General features: G+C 62.8%; 19 protein-coding genes. 10 read left to right on the top strand and 9 right to left on the bottom strand.

Annotated features, from left to right (window positions below):
• Nucleotides 1-216: 216 nt before the first annotated feature.
• Genes AM571_RS33650 through AM571_RS33635 form a run of 4 tightly spaced genes read left to right on the top strand, consistent with a single transcriptional unit; the run spans nucleotide 217 to nucleotide 4,025 of the window.
• On the top strand, nucleotides 217-1,104 hold the full coding sequence (locus AM571_RS33650; protein WP_074065242.1) for a sugar phosphate isomerase/epimerase family protein: 888 nt from the start codon (nucleotides 217-219) through the stop codon (nucleotides 1,102-1,104).
• 60 nt (nucleotides 1,105-1,164) lie between these two features.
• Complete coding sequence (locus AM571_RS33645) at nucleotides 1,165-2,331, top strand: mandelate racemase/muconate lactonizing enzyme family protein (RefSeq protein ID WP_074065241.1); 1,167 nt, start codon at nucleotides 1,165-1,167, stop codon at nucleotides 2,329-2,331.
• Between the two features lie 4 nt (nucleotides 2,332-2,335).
• Nucleotides 2,336-3,028, top strand: coding sequence for a FadR/GntR family transcriptional regulator (locus AM571_RS33640; RefSeq protein ID WP_074065240.1), 693 nt, complete (start codon nucleotides 2,336-2,338; stop codon nucleotides 3,026-3,028).
• A 22-nt stretch (nucleotides 3,029-3,050) separates the two neighbouring features.
• Entirely contained in the window at nucleotides 3,051-4,025 is a 975-nt protein-coding gene (locus tag AM571_RS33635; protein WP_074065239.1) for an NAD(P)-dependent oxidoreductase, read from the top strand.
• An 88-nt stretch (nucleotides 4,026-4,113) separates the two neighbouring features.
• On the opposite strand, the gene AM571_RS33630 is transcribed toward AM571_RS33635, so the two are convergent.
• The 7 genes from AM571_RS33630 to AM571_RS33600 all read right to left on the bottom strand — a co-directional run bounded on the left by AM571_RS33630 (nucleotide 4,114) and on the right by AM571_RS33600 (nucleotide 10,834).
• On the bottom strand, nucleotides 4,114-5,193 hold the full coding sequence (locus tag AM571_RS33630; RefSeq protein ID WP_074065238.1) for an ABC transporter ATP-binding protein: 1,080 nt from the start codon (nucleotides 5,191-5,193) through the stop codon (nucleotides 4,114-4,116).
• Nucleotides 5,193-6,302, bottom strand: coding sequence for an ABC transporter ATP-binding protein (locus AM571_RS33625; RefSeq protein WP_074065237.1), 1,110 nt, complete (start codon nucleotides 6,300-6,302; stop codon nucleotides 5,193-5,195). Before AM571_RS33625 ends, AM571_RS33630 begins: the two co-directional genes overlap by 1 nt.
• Nucleotides 6,299-6,502, bottom strand: a complete 204-nt coding sequence (locus tag AM571_RS33620; protein WP_074065236.1) for a hypothetical protein — start codon at nucleotides 6,500-6,502, stop codon at nucleotides 6,299-6,301. Before AM571_RS33620 ends, AM571_RS33625 begins: the two co-directional genes overlap by 4 nt.
• The gene (locus AM571_RS33615) at nucleotides 6,499-7,458 is read right to left on the bottom strand and encodes a carbohydrate ABC transporter permease (protein ID WP_074065235.1); all 960 of its coding nucleotides are present in this window, start codon (nucleotides 7,456-7,458) and stop codon (nucleotides 6,499-6,501) included. Before AM571_RS33615 ends, AM571_RS33620 begins: the two co-directional genes overlap by 4 nt.
• A 1-nt stretch (nucleotide 7,459) precedes the next feature.
• On the bottom strand, nucleotides 7,460-8,365 hold the full coding sequence (locus AM571_RS33610; RefSeq protein WP_074065234.1) for a carbohydrate ABC transporter permease: 906 nt from the start codon (nucleotides 8,363-8,365) through the stop codon (nucleotides 7,460-7,462).
• 150 nt (nucleotides 8,366-8,515) lie between these two features.
• Complete coding sequence (locus tag AM571_RS33605) at nucleotides 8,516-9,823, bottom strand: ABC transporter substrate-binding protein (protein ID WP_074065233.1); 1,308 nt, start codon at nucleotides 9,821-9,823, stop codon at nucleotides 8,516-8,518.
• Nucleotides 9,824-10,192: 369 nt separating this feature from the next.
• Nucleotides 10,193-10,834 carry a TetR/AcrR family transcriptional regulator gene (locus AM571_RS33600; protein ID WP_074065232.1) on the bottom strand — a complete coding sequence of 214 codons (642 nt, stop codon included), beginning with the start codon at nucleotides 10,832-10,834 and terminating at the stop codon, nucleotides 10,193-10,195.
• A 101-nt stretch (nucleotides 10,835-10,935) separates the two neighbouring features.
• On the opposite strand from AM571_RS33600, the gene AM571_RS33595 reads away from it, so the two are divergent.
• The 4 genes from AM571_RS33595 to AM571_RS33580 all read left to right on the top strand — a co-directional run bounded on the left by AM571_RS33595 (nucleotide 10,936) and on the right by AM571_RS33580 (nucleotide 14,645).
• A complete protein-coding gene (locus AM571_RS33595) occupies nucleotides 10,936-12,132 on the top strand; it encodes a Tm-1-like ATP-binding domain-containing protein (protein ID WP_074065231.1) in 1,197 nt (398 codons plus the stop codon).
• Nucleotides 12,133-12,142: 10 nt separating this feature from the next.
• Nucleotides 12,143-12,985 (top strand): phosphoenolpyruvate hydrolase family protein, encoded by an 843-nt coding sequence (locus AM571_RS33590; RefSeq protein WP_074065230.1) that lies wholly within the window; start codon nucleotides 12,143-12,145, stop codon nucleotides 12,983-12,985.
• 25 nt (nucleotides 12,986-13,010) lie between these two features.
• Nucleotides 13,011-13,424, top strand: a complete 414-nt coding sequence (locus tag AM571_RS33585) for a cupin domain-containing protein (RefSeq protein ID WP_074065229.1) — start codon at nucleotides 13,011-13,013, stop codon at nucleotides 13,422-13,424.
• Nucleotides 13,425-13,490: 66 nt separating this feature from the next.
• Complete coding sequence (locus AM571_RS33580) at nucleotides 13,491-14,645, top strand: M24 family metallopeptidase (protein ID WP_074065735.1); 1,155 nt, start codon at nucleotides 13,491-13,493, stop codon at nucleotides 14,643-14,645.
• Between the two features lie 70 nt (nucleotides 14,646-14,715).
• Here the strand turns inward: AM571_RS33580 and AM571_RS33575 are convergent, their stop codons facing one another.
• Together AM571_RS33575 and AM571_RS33570 are read right to left on the bottom strand one after the other, a co-directional pair.
• On the bottom strand, nucleotides 14,716-15,309 hold the full coding sequence (locus AM571_RS33575) for a DJ-1/PfpI family protein (protein ID WP_074065228.1): 594 nt from the start codon (nucleotides 15,307-15,309) through the stop codon (nucleotides 14,716-14,718).
• 54 nt (nucleotides 15,310-15,363) lie between these two features.
• Entirely contained in the window at nucleotides 15,364-16,062 is a 699-nt protein-coding gene (locus AM571_RS33570; RefSeq protein WP_074065227.1) for a GntR family transcriptional regulator, read from the bottom strand.
• Nucleotides 16,063-16,162: 100 nt separating this feature from the next.
• Between AM571_RS33570 and AM571_RS33565 the strand changes: the two genes are divergently transcribed.
• Complete coding sequence (locus AM571_RS33565) at nucleotides 16,163-17,197, top strand: Ldh family oxidoreductase (RefSeq protein ID WP_074065226.1); 1,035 nt, start codon at nucleotides 16,163-16,165, stop codon at nucleotides 17,195-17,197.
• On the top strand, nucleotides 17,194-18,423 hold the full coding sequence (locus AM571_RS33560; RefSeq protein WP_074065225.1) for an iron-containing alcohol dehydrogenase: 1,230 nt from the start codon (nucleotides 17,194-17,196) through the stop codon (nucleotides 18,421-18,423). Before AM571_RS33565 ends, AM571_RS33560 begins: the two co-directional genes overlap by 4 nt.
• Nucleotides 18,424-18,432: the final 9 nt, after the last annotated feature.

Genomic DNA, 18,432 nt, shown 5'->3' with positions numbered 1-18,432 from the left:
GGCGTGTATTCCGAATTTCCAACGTTAAACATCGGCATAAGAAGATATGTTTCCGTTTCTCGTTCCGCCTTGCAGAGGCTGAGAATTTGCGCTAGAGCTTTCAACAGCGATAATTGGCCAAACCAGATGCGCGCAATCTCGGGCTTGGCTGACAAGAGGGACCGCTTGCCGCCCTCAGCGGTCGAGCGAGCCGCAAACAGTCTGGGAGGAGACCTCATGCATCTTTCAACACACAACTGGATGCGGGCCGAGCCGCTTGCCGTCACGCTGAAGCGGATCAAGAAATACCGCTACCAGAGCATCGAGATATCGGGCGAGCCGACGCAGTACGATGTGAAGGGCACGCGCGCGCTGCTCAAGGAACACGGCATCCGCTGCTGGGGCGCCGTCACTCTGACGCTGGGCGAGCGCAATCTTGCCGCCAAGGACGAAGGCCAGCGCGCCAGGACGGTGGATTACGTCAATAGCGTCATCACCATGGTTAGCGAACTCGAGGGCGAGATCGTCACGCTCGTGCCGGCGACCGTCGGCAAGGTCGTGCCGGATGCGACCGAAGAGGAGGAGTGGAAGTGGGTGGTCGACGCCACCCGCGAGTGCTTCACCCACGCGCAGAAGAAGGGCGTACGGCTGGCGATCGAGCCGCTCAACCGCTTCGAGACCTATCTCATCAACCGCGCCGCCCAGGCGCTGGCGCTGGCCGATGCGGTGAGCCCGCAATGCGGTGTGTGCCTCGATACCTTCCACCTCAATATCGAGGAGGAGGACATGTACGAGGCGATCCGGCTGGCCGGCAAGCGCCTCTTCGATTTCCACGTGGCCGACAACAATCGCTTCGCCGCCGGCCTCGGCCAGCTCGACTGGCCCAAGATTATCGGCACGCTGAAGGAAATCGGTTATGAGGGTGCGGTGACGAACGAGTTCGTCGCCCCCGTCGATCGCACGCCGGCTGCCAAGTACCCGGACATGGTGGAGCGCAACCCCGTCGATATCCCGCCGGAGCAATTGAAGTTCATCCAGGACCACGGCTCGAGCCTTCTCACCGAGACGTTCTACGACAATCAGATGCGGATCACGGCCGAGACGATCCTGCCGCTGATCAAGTGATGAACGGAAAGGCATATGCCCTGCCGGCCGGCGAGGTCGTGAGGGCGGGGGATCCGACACATGCATATCAAAACCGTAGAGGCCTGGTGGGTGAAGATCCCGATCGAGGCGAGCCGCCAACACCGTAGCGACTTCGGCCGACTGACGACCTTCGATGCCGCGATCGTGCGTATAGAGACGAATGACGGCATCGTCGGCTGGGGAGAGGGCAAGAATGCTGCCGGCAGCGCAGGCACTTACGGCACGCTGGTGCATATGCTGAACCACGAGGTGGGGCCGAAGCTCATCGGCCGCGACCCTGCCGACATCTCCGCCATATGGGAAATGCTCTACAACGGAGCCCGCCACGAGATGGCGGCGATTTCGGGTCACGCTATGCCGGAGATCGCGCGGCGTGGTCTTTCCATCGCGGCGATCAGCGCCGTCGACATGGCGCTTTGGGACATTCTCGGCAAGTCGCTCGGCGTCCCCGTCTGGAAGCTGCTGGGCGGCCGCAAGGCCGACAGGTTGCCTGCCTATGCTTCGGGCGGTTGGGAGAGCGCGGACAGGATCGGCGAGCAGCTCAAGTCCTATATCGCCACCGACGGCTTCAAGTCGGTCAAAATGCGAGTCGGCGCGATGGACGGTGCGCCGCATGTCTCGGCGTCGCGGGTGCGGGCGGCTCGCAAGGCGATCGGCCCTGACATCGACCTGATGGTCGATGCGCACGGCACCTATACGGTTGCCGAGGCGAAGCGCTTCATCCAGATGGTGGCTGATTGCGACATCGCCTGGTTCGAGGAGCCGGTGATAGCCGACGACAAGCCGGGCATGGCGGAGGTACGCGCGTCCGGAAATGTGCCGATCGCCGCCGGCGAGAGTGAGGCGACCCGCTTTGCCTTCCGCGATCTTGCCGTGCTGCGGGCTGCCGATATATTCCAGCCCGATCCGGCCTTTTGCGGCGGTATCACCGAGGCGATGCGCATCAGTTCGCTCGCCAGCGCCTTCAACCTTCGTTTCGCACCGCATCTGTGGGCCGGAGCGCCCTGTTTTTTCTCGGGCCTGCACCTGTGCGCGGCTTCCCCGGCAAGCTTCGTCATCGAATACTCGCTTGGCGCCAATCCGATGATCCATGATCTCGTCGAAGACACGGTGTCGGTGAAGGACGGCATGATAGAGATTCCCGATAAACCCGGCCTGGGCTTCACGATCAACCGGCGGGTCCTCGAGGCTCACGCGCAAAGATAGTAAGATGAAAGAAAACTCCTTACTCTCCGATCTCGCAGGCTATCTATTCTCGAATTCGAGCGACAATGGCCGCACGCCTTCAGAGCGGGAGCTTGCGGAGCATTTCGGGGTCAGCCGCGGCCAGATTCGCGAGGCGCTGGCGATCCTGGAAGCCATGCGCATCGTCGAACGCCGCGCCAAGTCCGGTATCTACCTGACGACCACGGAGGCCAGCGTCGAGGCGATGGCACTGTTTGTGCGCGCCGGCGTGCCGCTTGATCCTATCCTGATCTACGAGACCGTGGAGCTTCGCAAGATCCATGAGATCAAGGCCGCCGAACTGGCCTGCCTGCGGGCGACGGAAGAGAATTACCAGCGCCTGCGCGACATCCTCGCCGCGTCCGAGGCGAAGCTTGCCGCTGGCGAGGGACTGGCACGCGAGGATCGGGATTTCCATCTGGAGATCGTCCGCGCTACCAAGAACAGCGTCTTTTATCGCGTGTGCAGCGTCTACTACGTGATGGGCGAACAGCGCCTGCCGATCTATTTCGGCGACATCGCCCGCAGCCGGCGCTCACATGAGGAACATATCCGCATCTACGAGGCGCTCGTTGCCCGCGACGGCAATCTCGCCCAGGCATTGATGAACGCGCATCTCCAGGGTGCGGAAAGCTACTGGAAGGGTCTCATCGGCGGGCCAGCGACGGCCGTCGGGTAGGCGTAACCGGCTGGGAGGTCCGATGAGCTTCATCTTTTCCACGCATCCCCTTCATCCAGCGGCTGAGGCCATGCTCAAGGCTGCGGGCGATCTGCGCGTCGCGTCCGCCGCCGATCCTCAAACCTTTCTTCGCGAAGGGCGGGGCGCTGGCATCATCATCGTGCGCGCGCCGATCCCGCCGGACTTCTTTGAGAATGCGCCGGCCCTTCGCGCTGCGATCCGCCACGGCGCCGGGCTCGATATGGTGCCAATGGATGCGGCGACCCGTGCGGGGGTGCTCGTCGCCAACGTGCCGGCCGTCAACGCGCCGACGGTCGCCGAGCACGTCTTCCTTGTGACGATGGCCCTGCTTCGGCGCTTCCGCCCAATGGACCGGGAATTGCGTCAGAAGGGCTGGGCGGCAGGGCGCAGCCAGTCGGACGGGGCTGTCGACCTTTGCGGCCGCACCATAGGCATCGTCGGCATGGGCAATGTCGGCAAGGCGATCTTCCGGATCGCGAAGTTCGGTTTCGGCGCGGAGGTGGTCGCCACGAGCCGCTCGCCTGAAAGCGTGCCGCATGGTGCGCGCTCCATGCCGCTCGACGACCTCGTCGCCATGGCCGATATCATCGTGCTCTGCTGCCCCCTGACGCCGGAGACGGCAGGCCTGCTCAATGCCGGGCGCATCGGCCGCATGAAGCCCGATGCCATTCTGGTCAACGTCTCGCGCGGCCCGGTGATCGATGACGCGGCGCTGATCCAGGCGCTGGACGATGGCCGCATCGGCGGAGCCGCGCTTGACGTCTTCGCCACGCAGCCGCTGCCGCTCGACCATCCCTATTTCGGTTTCGACAATGTCATCGTCACCCCGCATCTCGCCGGCCTAACGCAAGAGAGCATGATGCGTATGGGAACGGGCGCGGCCGGCGAAGCCATGCGCGTCTTGAAGGGCGAACTGCCAGTCAATCTGCGCAATCCCGAGGTGGTCGAACACTATCGCCGGCGTTTTCCGGCATAGCTGCGAGCCCCTTTGCGACAATCCGAAACGCCGGCGTTCCCCCGCAGTTTTTCGAGGGGCTCCGTCGGCGTCTTGCGGTGCGATCAGGTCATGTCGCGTAGCGCAGGCTCATACCGCTGTTGCCGTCGAAAAGGACGACCTTTTCCGGATTCCAGCAGAAGCGCACGGACTCGTCGATCGCCAGCTCCGTGCGGGCCGGCACGGTTGCCTGCAACAGCTCCCCGTTTCCGGTTCGCAGCGTCACGATCTTTTCGACGCCATGGTTCTCCACGTCGTGCACCCAAGCTTGTCCCGGCGCACCGCTGTCGAGAAAGAGGTCCTCGGGGCGGATGCCGAAGGTGAGCGGGCGACCGTCCGTCGCAATCGCGTACCCGTTGCCGAGCGGCAGCCGGTAGCCCTCGCTGGCCACGGCCTCGCCGCCTGAAAGCGTGCCGCCGATCAGGTTCATCGGCGGCGAGCCGACTGCGCGGGCGACAAAGGTGTTGACCGGGTTGTTGTAGATTTCATGCGGGGTGCCCGTCTGCACGAGATGGCCGTTGTTCAGCACGCCGATCTTGTCGCCCATCGACATGGCCTCGATCTGGTCGTGTGTGACGAACAGGAAGGTTGCGCCGAGGTTCATCTGCAGGTTTTTCAGCTCGGTGCGCAGCGCCTCGCGCAGTTTGGCGTCGAGCGCCGACAGCGGTTCGTCCATCAGGAAGACCCGCGGCTTTCGCACAATGGCTCGGCCGATCGAGACGCGCTGCATCTCGCCGCCCGACAGCCGGTCGGTCTTGCGGTCGAGCAGGTGCTCGATGCGCAGGGTTTTCGCGACCCGCTCGACGCGTTCCTTGATCTCTGCAGGTTCGACACGGCGGATGCGGGATTTCAGCGGAAATTCCAGGTTCTCCCGCACCGTATAGCGCGGATAAAGCGAATATTGCTGGAGCACCAGCGCCACGTCGCGCTCGGCGGCCCCCCAGTCGGCGACGTCCTGCCCGTCGATGAGGATCTGCCCTGCCGTCGGCTTTTCGAGAGCGGCGATCAGGCGCAGCGTCGTCGTCTTGCCGGCACCGGTCTGGCCAAGCAGCACGAAGAACTCGCCGTCAGCAATTTCGATGTTCAGGTTATTCAGCGCCGCGTGCTTGCCGAAGGTCTTGGTGATGCCCTTGAGTTCGATATGCGCCATCAGAGTCTGATCCCGAGCGACGAGCCGGTCGCCGTGTTGAAGAAATGGGCCTGCGCGGGGTCGATGCGTGCCCAGACGGTTTCGCCCGGACCAGACACGAATCCGCTCTTGGTGCGAGCCCTTATCATCTGGTCGCCGACCTTCAGGTCGACGATATCGTGCGAGCCGAGCGGTTCGATGATGTGTGCCTCCACTGGCAAGAAGCCCTCGCGCGCCTCGCGCGAGATGAGTACGCCCTCTGGCCGGACGCCGAGCGTCAGCTTGCCGTTCTCGGCCTTCGCGTCCGAGAGGCGGTTGGCAAGGGCGGCGGGGAACTCGAAGCCCTTTGCTCCACCGCTGATCTGCACACTGGCATGGCCATCCGTTTCGCTGACCGTCGCCTGCGCCATGTTCATGACAGGGCTGCCGACGAATTGCGCGACAAACATGTTCGCCGGATAGGCATAGACCTCGAACGGGCTGCCGACCTGCTGAAGAATGCCCTCGTGCATGATGACGATGCGGTCGGCGAGCGACATGGCCTCGACCTGATCGTGGGTCACGTAGATGGTGGTCGAGCCCTGCTTGAGATGCAGGCGCTTGATTTCGGCGCGCATCTCCTCGCGCAGTTTTGCGTCGAGGGCGCCAATCGGTTCGTCCATCAGCATGGCCTTTGGCCGGCGCACAAGCGCCCGGCCGATCGCCACGCGTTGCATGTCGCCGCCCGAAAGCGCTGAGGGCTTGCGGCCGAGAAACTCGCTGATGCGCAGCACACGCGCGATCTCGCCCACCGCCGTATCAATGTCGCCCTTGCTCATGCGCGTCGCGCGCAGGGGAAAGGCGATGTTTTCGTAGACCGTCATGTGCGGATAGAGTGAGAAGGACTGGAATACCATGGCGATGTCCCGGTCCGACGCCTTCATGTGCTGCACCGGCTGGCCGTTAATCAGGATGTCGCCTTCGTCGATGGTCTCCAGGCCGGCTACGGCGCGCAACGTCGTCGTCTTGCCGCAGCCGGATTGTCCGAGCAGCACGATGAATTCGTTGTCGGCGATGGCGAGATTGAGGTTCTTGATGACCTGGACGGCACCAAAATATTTCTGGATGCCGCGAAGTTCGATCTGCGTCATGAATGGCTGCCTTCGTCTCGTTGTTCCTCCCGCGGGATTTTGGTCGTCACCATGAAGGCGATCAGCCCGATGAGCGTCATCGTCATGCCGTAGCGGTGGAGAAGCAGGTTCCAAGGTTGGCAGAGGGCGATGATGCCGAAGATCATCAGGTACTGCGAACCGGGTTCGAGATATTTCTGGTTCAGGGCGCGGAAAGTCATTTGCGGATCGCTCCGAAGCTCATGCCGCGCAGGAGATGGTTCCTGAGCAGGAAGGTGAAGATGGCGACCGGCAGCAGGAACAGGACCGTGCCGGCCGCAATTACCGTCCAGTCCGGCAGGCCCGAGCCAACCTGGCTCGGAATGAAGGGAGGTGCGGTCTGCGCGCGCCGGTTCGTCATGATCAGCGCGAATGCGTATTCGTTCCAGGCGGTGATGAAGCAGAAGACAGCGGTGGCGGCGATGCCTGTCGCCGCTTCCGGGATCACGATCTTGAAGAAGGCTTCCATGCGGGTGTAGCCGTCCACGAGAGCCGCCTCCTCATATTCCTTCGGGATCTCGTCGATGAAGCCCTTCATGAGCCAGACGGAGAAGGAGAGGTTGAAGGCAGTGTAGAGTATGATGAGGCCCCAGTGCGTGTCGTTGAGACCGACGGCGCGGTACATAAGGAACATCGGGATGGCGACGACGACGGGCGGCAGCATGCGGGTCGACAGGATAAAGAAGAGAAGGTCGGCCTCTCCCTTCACCTTGAAGCGCGAGAAGCCGTAGGCCGTGAAGGTTCCCATGCTGACGGCCAGCACCGTGGAGGTGATGGCAATGATCAGCGAGTTCATGAAGCGGTTTGGATAGCCCGACGGTTGGATTTCGCCGCGGCCGGAGCGGACGATTTTCTCGCCCCCGTCGAATACCATGCGCTCCCACCAGGGGGCGTCGGCATATTCTTCAGGAGTCGGCGCGACGCGCAGTTGCGAGCGCTTGGTGAAGAGCTTCACGAAGGGCGAGATTTCCGGCTCGAAAAGCACGGTCGGCGGAATGGTGGTGGCGAGGTTGCGCGGTTTGAAGGCCGTGGAGGTGATCCAGTAGATCGGCGCCAGGAAGATCAGAGTGATGACCAGCACGGCGGCGATCGCCACCCGGTTCAGCGCGCGTTCGGAGCGGGTTTGGACGGCAGCCATCTCAGCGCTCCTTCACCTTGTTGAGATATTTGACATAGATGTTGGTGATGGCGAGCACCATGATCAGCACGATGTAGGCGAGAGCGCAGGAGCGCCCCGTCTGCCATTCCTGGAATGCCATCTTGTAGAGCCGGATCGAAATCACCTCGGTCGTCGGTTGGCTGGTCAGGATGTAGGCGAGGTCGAAGGTCTTGAAGGCTTCCATGGTCCGGAAGATGATGGCGATCATCAGGATCGGCGCCACCAGCGGCAGCGTGATGCGGAAGAAGGTGTAGAACGGACCCGCCCGGTCGATAGCTGCCGCCTCGTAGAGATGCTTCGGCACGGCAGACAGGCCGGCGAGCGACAGCAGCATCACGAAGGGCGACCACATCCAGATGTCGGTGATCGCCACGGCGTAGAGCGCCATGTCGGGGTTCGACAACCATTCAAAGGAGCCGAGGCCGAGGGTGTAGTTGATGATGCCGAAGGAAGGATCGTAGAGCAGCTTCCAGAAGAGGCCGACCACCGCCATCGACAGCATCATCGGCAGCAGGAGCAGCGTGGTGAGCAATCCCTTCAGCGGAATGTCGCGGTTGAGCAGCATTGCGGTGCCGAAGCCGACGATCACCTGCCCCGTCACAGAGACGATCACATATTTTGCAGTGATGGCGAAATTCGACCAGATGAAAATGTCGTTGAGCAGCTCGCGGTAGTTCCGCAGGCCGACGAATTTGGCCGGCGCGTTTGACGAGGCGCGGAAGTCGGTAAAGGAATAGCCGAGCGAATAGATCAGCGGAAAGATGTTGAAGACGATCAGAAAGAGGATCGTCGGGATGATGAACAGGTTGCGGATACTGATATCGCTCATTCCGCGCGATGCGGCACGCGATTTCGCGTCAAGGGATGTCATGACGACGGTTGCCAATGTGCTCCTCCTCAAAGAGCCCAGCGCTGGACGCGGTGATGGCATCCGGTTGCGCATTGCCTGGGCATGGACGAAGTGCCATGCGTCGTTTGGTTCTCTGGTGTAGAAAAACGGGAGGAAGCCAGGCAACCTCCCGTCATGTATCAAGGCTTATTGACGACCATACTTCTTGAAGGTCGTGTTCCAGTCCTTGGCAAGTGCGTCGAGCGCTTCCTTCGCCGTGCCTACGCCGGCGGTGACGAAGGGATAGATGCGCTGGTTCATCTGGATCAGCAGTTCGGCATATTCAGGCGTCGCCCAGAAGTCCTTCACCTTGAACATGGTCTCGTAGAAGGCCTTGTTATAGGGTGTCGCATTCTGGAACTCCGGCGATTCCAGCACTTTTGCGCTTGCCGTGTAGCCGCCGAGTTCGGCCCAGCGCTTCTGGGTCTCGTCCTTGATGAACCATTCCAGGAACTTCATCGCCTCTTCCTGGTTCTCCGAGTATGAAACGATCGAGATACCCTGGCCACCAAGCGCTGCGAACTGGTCGCCGCCCGGGCCGGCCGGGTTGGCGAAGAAGCCGGTGACCTTGGCGTTCGGATTGGACGCCTCGTTGACCAGCGCCGGGAAGAAGGCGAAGTAGTTCATGCTCATCGCCGCCAGATTCTCGGTGATCGCCTGGTTGTTCTCGACGAAGAAGGTCTTCGCCCAGCCGGGAGGCGTGAAGCCGTAGAGCTCGCGATACATTTCGAGCGCCTTGACGTTCTTTTCCGAATTGATGATGCCGTCGACCTTGTAGTTCTGATAGTCACCAAGTTCGCCACCATAGGAAAAGATCGCGTTTTCCACGCCCATCACGAGTCCGTCATAGGAGTTGTCGGTGTAGATGGCGATGCCGTAGCGCTTTTCGTCTGGACGATGGAAGAATTCGGCGATGTCACGCATCTCGGCCCATGTCTTGGGCGGGGCGAGGTCGTAGCCGTATTTGGCCTTGAAGGCCTCCATCTCCTTGGGGTCCTCGAACCAGTCCTTGCGGTAGGCCCAGCCGACTGCGTCGCCTTCAGCCGGGATCGACCAGTACTTTCCGGAGTTCGCGGGATATTCGGCGTAGTATTTCACCGTCGCCGGCGCCATGACTTCGTTGAGCTTGTGCTTGTTGAAGAAGTCGGTGAGGTCGACATAGTGCCCGGCTTCGGACGCAGCGCCGATCCACTGGCTGTCGCCGACGACCATGTCGTAGGCCGAGCCCTTGGCGTTGAACTCTGTAAAGGCCTTGGTCTGGAAGTCGGCCCACGGCGTGGTCTCGACAGTGACCTTCACGCCGCTTTCAGCCTCGTATTCATTCACGAGTTCCTGAAGGTAGTTTGCCGGGTCCCACTCGGCCCAGAAGATCGTCAGTTCCTGGGCTTGTGCGGCCGTTCCGCAGGCCAACATCAGCCCGACACCGGCCAAGAGACCGGTCATAGTTTTGCGCATAACGTTTCCTCCCATTTATGCACGCTTCCCGCTTCGTGCGGGCCTTCCGATCCGACTTTCCGATCCTCCTGGGTGGTGTTCGCTCTGGTGGGCCTCCCCCGACCTTTTTCCCGTCTCAGATCTCCAGCCCGAATGCTGGTTGCTAAATCTGGTAATACCAAACATAATAAGCGTCAAGACCAACTTTCGGCGATGCCTACACCCACGACGCCTCTACAAAGGCTCTAGATCGAGTGCATAATTGCGCATTTGTGGATATTGTCTTGTCGGCTCGTCTCATTGGCTGTGGCCGCTCTGGCCCGCAATGCGAAAAGATACTTCCAAAACTGGTAGAACCAGTTGCCGTTTGCGATCCGAAGGTCGTCGATGTCATGCCTCGCTCCCCGCCTCCCGTACCGCAGCCTCAACGAGCGCCTTGGCCGCCCATGCGGCAACCGACTGTGCGCTTTCCGAGGTCAGTCCCCAGATATCCTTTAGCACGATCAGCACCTCGACCCCGAAGACAAGGGAGAGCGCCTGTGCAAGGCGTGCGCGGGCCTCGGGCGACACGGTGCCCTGAAGCGGCTTCGTCACGCTCTCCAGGAGATCGACGCGGTGGCCGCGCGTGAACAGTGGCTCGTTGCCGAGCGTGCCGGCCTGGCGCTGCGCCCACTGGTCCAGCGAAAGCTTCAGTGCCGCCTTGAAGGTGGCCTCGAACTCGTCAATGCGCGGCATCGCGGTCGCCAGCAGGTCGGCAACGCGGATGCGTGCATCGGGACTGTCGGACGACCAGTCGAGTATCGGCCCCAGAGCCTCGTCCACCACGGCGTGCACGAGCGCGGCCTGGCTTGGAAAATAGCGGTAGGCGGTTGCGCGCGACACTTCGGCAGCCTCGGCGACTTCGCTTACCGACGGAGTGATGCCGGATTGCATGAGCCGCGTTGCCGTTTCGAGCATCAGTTTCCGCGTGCGGGCCCGCGGGCCACGCTCGACGGTTTTGGCGGTTTCATTCTGTTGACGTGAGACATGCATGTCTTTACGATACGCGCGTCTCACCAATTTGCAAGAGCCAATCGAATGGCTGTAAGGGCGGGATATGGCGTGGTGGGGATCCACGTCGTCGTGGAGGAGAAATGAAGAACATCTACGTCGTCGCAACGGCCGACACGAAGGGCGAGGAGCTCGATTACCTGGCCGCTTGCGTCGAGGCGGCGGGCGGTGATGTCGTGCGCGTCGATGTCGGCACCCGCCAGCCGGCGACCGCCGTCGATATCAGTGCCGAGACGGTTGCCGCCTGCCATCCGGGTGGCGTTGGAGCCGTCCTTGCCGGCGACGACCGCGGCAGGGCGGTCGAGGCGATGGGCATTGCCTTCTCGCGCTTTCTCGCCGAGCGCCAGGACATCGCCGGCGTCATCGGCATCGGCGGAGGCGGTGGCACCTCGATCGTCACCGCAGGCATGCGCAATTTGCCGCTCGGCCTGCCCAAGGTGATGGTCTCGACGCTGGCGTCGGGCGATGTCGCTCCCTATGTCGATGTTTCCGACATCGTGATGATGCCCTCGGTCACCGACATGGCGGGCCTGAACCGGCTGAGCCGGGTCATCCTGCACAATGCAGCCCAGGCCATCACGGCCATGGCCACCCGGCCAGCTGAGGTGACGGCATCGAAACCGGCCCTCGGGCTTACGATGTTCGGGGTAACGACACCTGCAGTAACCGCAATGGTCGAGCGCCTCAAGGCGGACTACGACTGCCTGGTCTTCCACGCCACCGGCACGGGCGGGCGCACGATGGAGAAGCTTGCAGACAGCGGCCTCGTCTGCGGTGTGCTCGACATCACGACCACCGAGGTCTGCGACCTGCTTTTCGGTGGCGTCCTGCCTGCCACCTCGGACCGTTTCGGCGCAATCGCCCGCTCACGCCTGCCCTATGTCGGCTCCGTCGGCGCGCTGGACATGGTCAATTTCTGGGCGCCGAAGACGGTACCGGGGCACTATGCCGACCGGCTCTTCTACCGCCACAACCCGAACGTCACGCTGATGCGCACCACGTCCGCCGAATGTGCGCAGATCGGGCGCTGGATCGGCGAGAAGCTCAATCTCTGCCAAGGCCCCGTTCGCTTCCTCATTCCCGAAAGGGGCGTCTCGGCCCTCGATATCGAAGGTGGTGCATTCTTCGACCCGCAAGCCGACGCCGCGCTCTTTGCCGCGCTGGAGGCGACCGTGAAGCCGACGGCGGCGCGACGCATCATCCGCCTACCGCTGCATATCAATGACCCGCAATTCGCCGAAGCCGCGGTTGCGGCCTATCGCGACATCGCCAACCCTTGAGAGACAACCAATGCCAGCCATACCCCGCAAGACCATCCTCGAAAAATTCCACGGCATGATTTCAGCCGGCGTGCCAATCGTCGGTGGCGGCGCCGGCACGGGCATCTCCGCCAAGGCCGAGGAGGCGGGCGGCATCGACCTCATCATCATCTACAATTCGGGGCGCTATCGCATGGCCGGCCGCGGCTCGGCGGCCGGCCTGCTCGCCTATGGCAATGCCAACGAGATCGTGAAGGAGATGGCGCTCGAGGTGCTACCCGTCGTGAAAAACACGCCGGTGCTTGCCGGCGTCAACGGCACGGACCCCTTCGTGCTGATGCCGCGTTTTCTCGCCGACCTGAAGGAAATGGGCTTTTCCGGTGTGCAGAACTTCCCCACGATCGGCCTCTTCGACGGCCGGATGCGGCAGAGTTTCGAGGAGACGGGAATGGGCTATGGTCTGGAGGTCGAGATGATCGCCACTGCCCACGCGCTCGACCTATTGACGACGCCCTATGTCTTCAATGAGCGCGAGGCGATCGACATGACGGTTGCCGGCGCCGACATCGTCGTGGCGCATATGGGTGTGACGACCGGCGGCACAATCGGCGCCACTTCCGGCAAGTCGCTCGATGACTGCGTCGACGAGATCACGGCGATCGCCAAGGCGGCGCGCTCCGTGCGCGACGACGTCATCGTGCTTTGCCACGGCGGTGCGATCTCCATGCCGGAGGATGCGCGCTACATCCTGGAGCGTTGCCCTGGCTGCCACGGCTTTTACGGCGCAAGCTCGATGGAGCGCCTGCCGGCAGAGGCGGCCATCCGCAAGCAGACCGAAGATTTCAAGGCACTCGCCATCGGCGCGGTCGTCTGAGGAAGGACACGGAGGCGGCCCTTTCATGGCAAAAGACGGGTATTTCATCTATCCAAAGGATGTCAGCGCCTTCGGATTTGACTGGGGCAGGCTGTCGCTGACGGTGGCGCCGGAAGTCAACGGTTCCAGCCGTTTTTCCGGTGGTGTCGTCGACCTGCCGAGTGGCCAGGGACATGCCCGCCACAATCATCCGGGTGCGGAAGAGATCATCTTCGTCATCCGTGGGGAGGGCGAGCAGATGGTTGAGGACGAAAACGGCAATCCGATCACGACGAAGGTTGGGCCTGGCTGCACCGTCTATGTTCCCGAAAGCCGCTTCCATTCGACGAAAAATACCGGCGCCGGGCCCATGCAGCTCTTCGTCGTCTATTCGCCGGCGGGGCCGGAGCTTGCGCTGCGCGAGCTGCCGGACTTTCGCCTGCTGCCGCCGGGCTCCTGAAGCCGGGCCATACGTTTTGTGGGAGGAGAAGCGGTGTACACCAATGCAAGGGAAACAGGTTTCGCCATGCCGCCGTTCGATACGGCCAAGCTCGACGGGCTCATGGAGGAGGCGGGCATCGACGTCATCGTCGCTACCTCGAAGCACAACACCCAATATCTGATGGGCGGCTACAAGTTCATCTTCTTTATGGCCATGGATGCCATCGGCCATAGCCGGTACCTGCCCGTCGTCGTCTACGAAAGGGGCGCACCTGACCACGCGGCCTATCTCGGCAACCGAATGGAAGGCGGCGAGCACCAGAACAACCCATTCTGGACACCGACCGTGCACACGGCGACCTGGGGCACGATCGATGCCGCAGCACTTGCCGTCGAACATCTGAAAAAGATTGGCAAGGCGAGCACGCGCATCGGGATCGAGCCGGCATTCCTGCCGTCGGATGCCCGCGATGGGCTTGTCGCCGGGCTAAAGGGCGCCAGTTTCGTCGATGCGACGCATACGCTCGAGCGCCTGCGCGCGATCAAGACGCCGGACGAGCTTTCCAAGCTGCGAACGGCTTCCGAACTTATCACGGAAGCGATGAAGGCGACGATCGCCGGCGCCCGGGAGGGCTCGACGAAGGCGCAGATCATCGAGCAGCTCCGGCGCGAGGAGACGAACCGCGGGCTCCACTTCGAATATTGCCTGCTGACGCTCGGCTCCAGCCACAACCGCGCGGCCTCGCCGCAGGCCTGGGAGAAGGGCGAGGTCCTGTCGATCGATTCGGGCGGGAATTATCACGGTTATATTGGCGACCTCTGCCGCATGGGCGTGCTGGGCGAGCCGGATGACGAACTCGAGGATTTGCTCGCCGAGGTTGACGCGATCCAGCAAAAGGCTTTTGCAAGGGTCCGCGCTGGCGCTTTCGGCCGCGAGATGATCGAGGCGGCCGAGGCGGAACTGAAGGCATCGCCTTCTGCGGCCTTCACCGATTTCTTCTGTCACGGTATGGGCCTGATCAGCCACGAGGCGCCGTTCCTGATGACCAATCACCCGGTCACCTACGAGGGCATCGATGCGGAGCGGCCGCTGGAGGCAAACATGGTACTGTCGGTGGAGACGACCATGCTTCATCCGAGGCGCGGCTTCATCAAGCTGGAGGATACGCTCGCCGTCACCGAAGGGGGCTACGAGATGTTCGGCAGCACGGGCCGAGGCTGGAACCGCGGCGGCGCGTGATTGCGAGGCCCCAGCGCAAAAAGGTCCGGCAGATGTCACCTGCCGAACCCTTTTTTTCTTGGCCGCCGTATCAGGCGTGACGGATCTCCGTGCCGAGAACCTTCAGGCATTCGCGGATGAAGGCGGCGAGTGCCGTCCAGCCCTTGGCTGATACCATCGTGCCATCAACATAAGCTTCCGTCGGCGACAGATCCACATAGGTGCCGCCGGCCAGCGTCACTTCCGGCTCGCAAGCGCCGAGCCCGCCCACCTTCCTGCCGCGCACGACGCCATCGACGGCGATCAGGATCTGGACGCCGTGGCAGATAGTGAAGATCGGCTTTTGCGTTTCATGGAAGTGGCGGACGATCGTCTGAACGCGCTTGTCGGTGCGAATGTACTCGGGCCCGCGACCGCCCGCGCAGTAGACGGCGTGGTATTCGTCGAGTTGCGCCTCGGCCTCCGAAAAGGTCTTGTTGATGACGACGTTGTGTCCGAGCTTTTCCGTATAGGTCTGGTCGCCTTCGAAGTCGTGCAGCGACGTCTTCAGTATATCGCCTGCCTTCTTATCGGGGCAGACGACGTGCACCGTGTGGCCGACGGCCTCCATGGCCTGCTGATAGACGAAGATTTCGTACTCCTCGGTGAAATCGCCGGTGAGCATCAGGATTTTCTTGCCTGGCATGGTTCTCCTCCTCGTTGTCAGGTCGGGCAGGCACGTCCTTGCCCGCCGGGTTGCTCATGTTTCGTCGAATGCTGGCAGCAGCCGGTCGCGCGAGTGTTCGATATGAATGCGCATTGCGTTCGCCGCGGCTTCGGGGTCGCGAGCCGCGAAAGCATCGAGCAGCGTCTGATGCTCGCCGAGCGCCTCCTCGGTCACGCGTCGATGGAACATCAGGCGGAAGATATGGAAATGCGTGTGCTGGAATGTCAGCATCTCGCGGATCAGTTCATTGCCGGCAAATTCCATGATGCGGTCGTGGAAGATGGCGTCCTGGCGGGCGAAGGTCGAATAGTTGGCCCGCTCGTCCCTGTTGTCACGACGCGTCATCACGCCTGCGGCCTCCGTCAGGATCGCAAGCCTTTCGTCGTTCATCGCCTGGGCTGCCTTCGCAGCGCCGGGGGGCTCAAGCAGCAAGCGGAGTTCGTAGAGTTCGTCGAAGCGCTGGTGCGTGATCTGGGGTGCGGCACGATAGCCGATGAGATGCTGCTTGACGACGAGACCCTCGCCCTCTAGCCGGCCGAGTGCTTCGCGGATCGGAGTGTGGGAGACGTTGAACTCCTTGACCAGGTTATCGACCGTGATGCGCGCACCCGGGGCGATCTTCAACGACATGAGCTGGTTGAAGATCGCTTCGTAGACGTCGCCGGCCAGGCTGTTGGCGCGCTGTATCTGGGTCGTGGCCACTGAAGGTTCGTTGGGTCTCGTCGAAATCATCTGCTGTCTTGCCTCTTGACAGGTTCAACCGCTAGCACGATGCTACGGCGAATACAATCCTATATCCTATACGATTCTATTTTAGCGGAGGGAGGAGAATATGCGCTTAACCGAAGCGGCAGCCCTTGCGCTCGCCACTCGCCTGCTGGAAGAGCACGGCGCGCCGCGTGACCACGCGGTCCTGCAGGCACGTGTCCTGGTGACGGCCGACATGAAGGGGCACCCTTCACATGGCCTGCGCCGCCTTCCGCGACTGGTCGAGCGGATCAAGCGCGGGCTGGTTGACCCTCAGATGAAGGGCACGCAGCGCTGGCGGGCGGATGCGGTGATGGAGGTGGAGGGTTCTTCGGGGTTCGGTCCTGTGGTCGCCATGGCGGCGATCGAGCGGCTGGCACCCCACATTCCCGATCTGGGCATTGGCCTCGTCGTCGTGCGCAATGCGAACCACCTGGGCATGCTCGCCCATTATGTGGAGGCCATCGCCGCGATGGGTTTCGTCGGCATCGCGCTGTCGTCGACTGAGTCGCTGGTTCATCCCTTTGGCGGCACGCGGGCCATGCTCGGCACCAATCCCGTCGCGATCGCCGTGCCGACGGCCGCCGAACCGCTCGTGCTGGATCTCGCCACCAGCCTGGTGCCGATGGGCAGGATCCATCATCACGCGGCGACCGGCAGGCCCCTTGCCGAAGGATGGGCGCGCGATGCGGAGGGCCACCCGACGACTGATCCGGTTCGTGCCAAGGCCGGCGCGATTGCGCCCTTCGGCGACGCGAAGGGCTACGGCCTCGGCATCGCCATGGAATTACTGGTGGCAGCCCTTGCCGGCTCGGCGCTCGCGCCTGATGTGCGCGGCACATTGGACAGCCATTTTCCATGCAACAAGGGCGACGTCTTCATATTGATCGAGCCCAGTCTGGCGCCCGGACTGCCAGCCCGGCTATCGGCCTATCTCGATGCCGTGCGGGCCTCACCGCCGGCAGAGGCAGGCGCGCCGGTTCTGGTGCCGGGCGATCGTGCCCGAGGCCGGCGGGCAGCGGCCAGCCGCGACGGTTTCGATATCGACCAGCGCCTCTGGGAAGACCTCAACGCGCTTTCCAGCTCCCGCGTTCTGGCCTTTGAAGGACTAAGATCATGAGCCTGTTTGCCGTCTTGAGGCTGCCGCGCGAAATTCTGTTCGGCGTAGGCCAGCGCCATGCCCTGGCTGGTGTCGCCGGTAGGACCGGCCAGCGCGCGCTCGTCTGCACCGATGGTCGTTTTGCCGCGACGCCCGTCTTCGCTGAAACGATCGCCGCGCTCAAAGCCGCCGGTATCGTGGTACTGGTGTATGACCAGACGTTGCCGGACGTGCCGCGCGATACGGTCGCCGGTTGCGTGGAGGCTGCGCGCGGCTTTGGTCCCGACATGCTGATCGGCATCGGCGGTGGCAGTTGCCTCGACATGGCGAAATGCGCCTCCCTGCTGCTTGCCCATGGCGGCGGGCTCGGTGATTACTATGGTGAGTTCAAGGTGCCGGGACCCGTCCTGCCTGTCATTGCCGTGCCGACGACTGCAGGCACCGGCTCCGAGGTCACGCCCGTTGCGGTCGTCTCCGATCCAGACCGCACGCTGAAGGTCGGAATCTCGAGCCCGTATCTCATCGCCGCAGCGGCGATCTGCGACCCGGAACTTACTCTCTCCTGCCCGCCGCAACTCACGGCGATCGCGGGCGCGGATGCGCTGACGCATGCCATCGAAGCGTTCACGGCCATGCGCCACCCCGGCGATCCTGAACTCGCGCAGCAGCATGTCTTCGTCGGCAAGAGCGATCTCTCCGATCAGTTCGCCCTTCATGCCATCAGGCTCCTCGGCCGGAGCCTGGAAAAGGCCTTCGTCGACGGCTCTGACATCGATGCGCGCGCCGATGTGATGATGGGCGCGCTTGCGGCAGGCTGCGCCTTCGGCACGGCGGGCACCGCTGCGGCCCATGCGGTGCAGTATCCGGTCGGTGCCGTGACCCATACGGCGCACGGCCTCGGGGTCGCCACCATGCTGCCCTACGTGATGACCTATAATCGCCGCGTCGCCGCTGCGGAGATCGCTCTTGTCGGTAGGGCGCTCGGCCTCGACCCAGCCGGCCTGGAGGGCCAGGAGACACTTGCCGATGCGGCGATCGGCGAAGTATGCCGGCTTTTCGCCGCGATCGGCATCTCGCCGACGCTCGCCGGGCTCGGCCTGCCGGAAGACCGCCTTGGCTGGGCCGCCGAACAGGCGCTCGGCATCGCTCGGCTGATCAAGAACAATCCGCGCTCCCTCGATGCAGCCGACATGCGTGGCCTCGTTCGCGCCGCCTATGACGGCGACCTGGCCGCTTCCGCCCTCTAACCTTGAGAA

It is taken from the genome of Rhizobium etli 8C-3, assembly GCF_001908375.1.
GTDB lineage: Bacteria > Pseudomonadota > Alphaproteobacteria > Rhizobiales > Rhizobiaceae > Rhizobium > Rhizobium etli_B.
Note: the sequence above shows the minus strand (reverse complement) of the source record. Positions and strands in the feature narration are given on the sequence as shown.

What these genes read in the sequence shown, in the direction of transcription:
- AM571_RS33650 (WP_074065242.1), top strand. Translation starts at nt 217, where the DNA reads ATGCATCTTTCAACACACAACTGGATGCGGGCCGAGCCGCTTGCCGTC.
- AM571_RS33645 (WP_074065241.1), top strand. Translation starts at nt 1,165, where the DNA reads ATGCATATCAAAACCGTAGAGGCCTGGTGGGTGAAGATCCCGATCGAG.
- AM571_RS33640 (WP_074065240.1), top strand. Translation starts at nt 2,336, where the DNA reads ATGAAAGAAAACTCCTTACTCTCCGATCTCGCAGGCTATCTATTCTCG.
- AM571_RS33635 (WP_074065239.1), top strand. Translation starts at nt 3,051, where the DNA reads ATGAGCTTCATCTTTTCCACGCATCCCCTTCATCCAGCGGCTGAGGCC.
- AM571_RS33630 (WP_074065238.1), bottom strand. Translation starts at nt 5,193, where the DNA reads ATGGCGCATATCGAACTCAAGGGCATCACCAAGACCTTCGGCAAGCAC.
- AM571_RS33625 (WP_074065237.1), bottom strand. Translation starts at nt 6,302, where the DNA reads ATGACGCAGATCGAACTTCGCGGCATCCAGAAATATTTTGGTGCCGTC.
- AM571_RS33620 (WP_074065236.1), bottom strand. Translation starts at nt 6,502, where the DNA reads ATGACTTTCCGCGCCCTGAACCAGAAATATCTCGAACCCGGTTCGCAG.
- AM571_RS33615 (WP_074065235.1), bottom strand. Translation starts at nt 7,458, where the DNA reads ATGGCTGCCGTCCAAACCCGCTCCGAACGCGCGCTGAACCGGGTGGCG.
- AM571_RS33605 (WP_074065233.1), bottom strand. Translation starts at nt 9,823, where the DNA reads ATGCGCAAAACTATGACCGGTCTCTTGGCCGGTGTCGGGCTGATGTTG.
- AM571_RS33600 (WP_074065232.1), bottom strand. Translation starts at nt 10,834, where the DNA reads ATGCATGTCTCACGTCAACAGAATGAAACCGCCAAAACCGTCGAGCGT.
- AM571_RS33595 (WP_074065231.1), top strand. Translation starts at nt 10,936, where the DNA reads ATGAAGAACATCTACGTCGTCGCAACGGCCGACACGAAGGGCGAGGAG.
- AM571_RS33590 (WP_074065230.1), top strand. Translation starts at nt 12,143, where the DNA reads ATGCCAGCCATACCCCGCAAGACCATCCTCGAAAAATTCCACGGCATG.
- AM571_RS33585 (WP_074065229.1), top strand. Translation starts at nt 13,011, where the DNA reads ATGGCAAAAGACGGGTATTTCATCTATCCAAAGGATGTCAGCGCCTTC.
- AM571_RS33580 (WP_074065735.1), top strand. Translation starts at nt 13,491, where the DNA reads ATGCCGCCGTTCGATACGGCCAAGCTCGACGGGCTCATGGAGGAGGCG.
- AM571_RS33575 (WP_074065228.1), bottom strand. Translation starts at nt 15,309, where the DNA reads ATGCCAGGCAAGAAAATCCTGATGCTCACCGGCGATTTCACCGAGGAG.
- AM571_RS33570 (WP_074065227.1), bottom strand. Translation starts at nt 16,062, where the DNA reads ATGATTTCGACGAGACCCAACGAACCTTCAGTGGCCACGACCCAGATA.
- AM571_RS33565 (WP_074065226.1), top strand. Translation starts at nt 16,163, where the DNA reads ATGCGCTTAACCGAAGCGGCAGCCCTTGCGCTCGCCACTCGCCTGCTG.
- AM571_RS33560 (WP_074065225.1), top strand. Translation starts at nt 17,194, where the DNA reads ATGAGCCTGTTTGCCGTCTTGAGGCTGCCGCGCGAAATTCTGTTCGGC.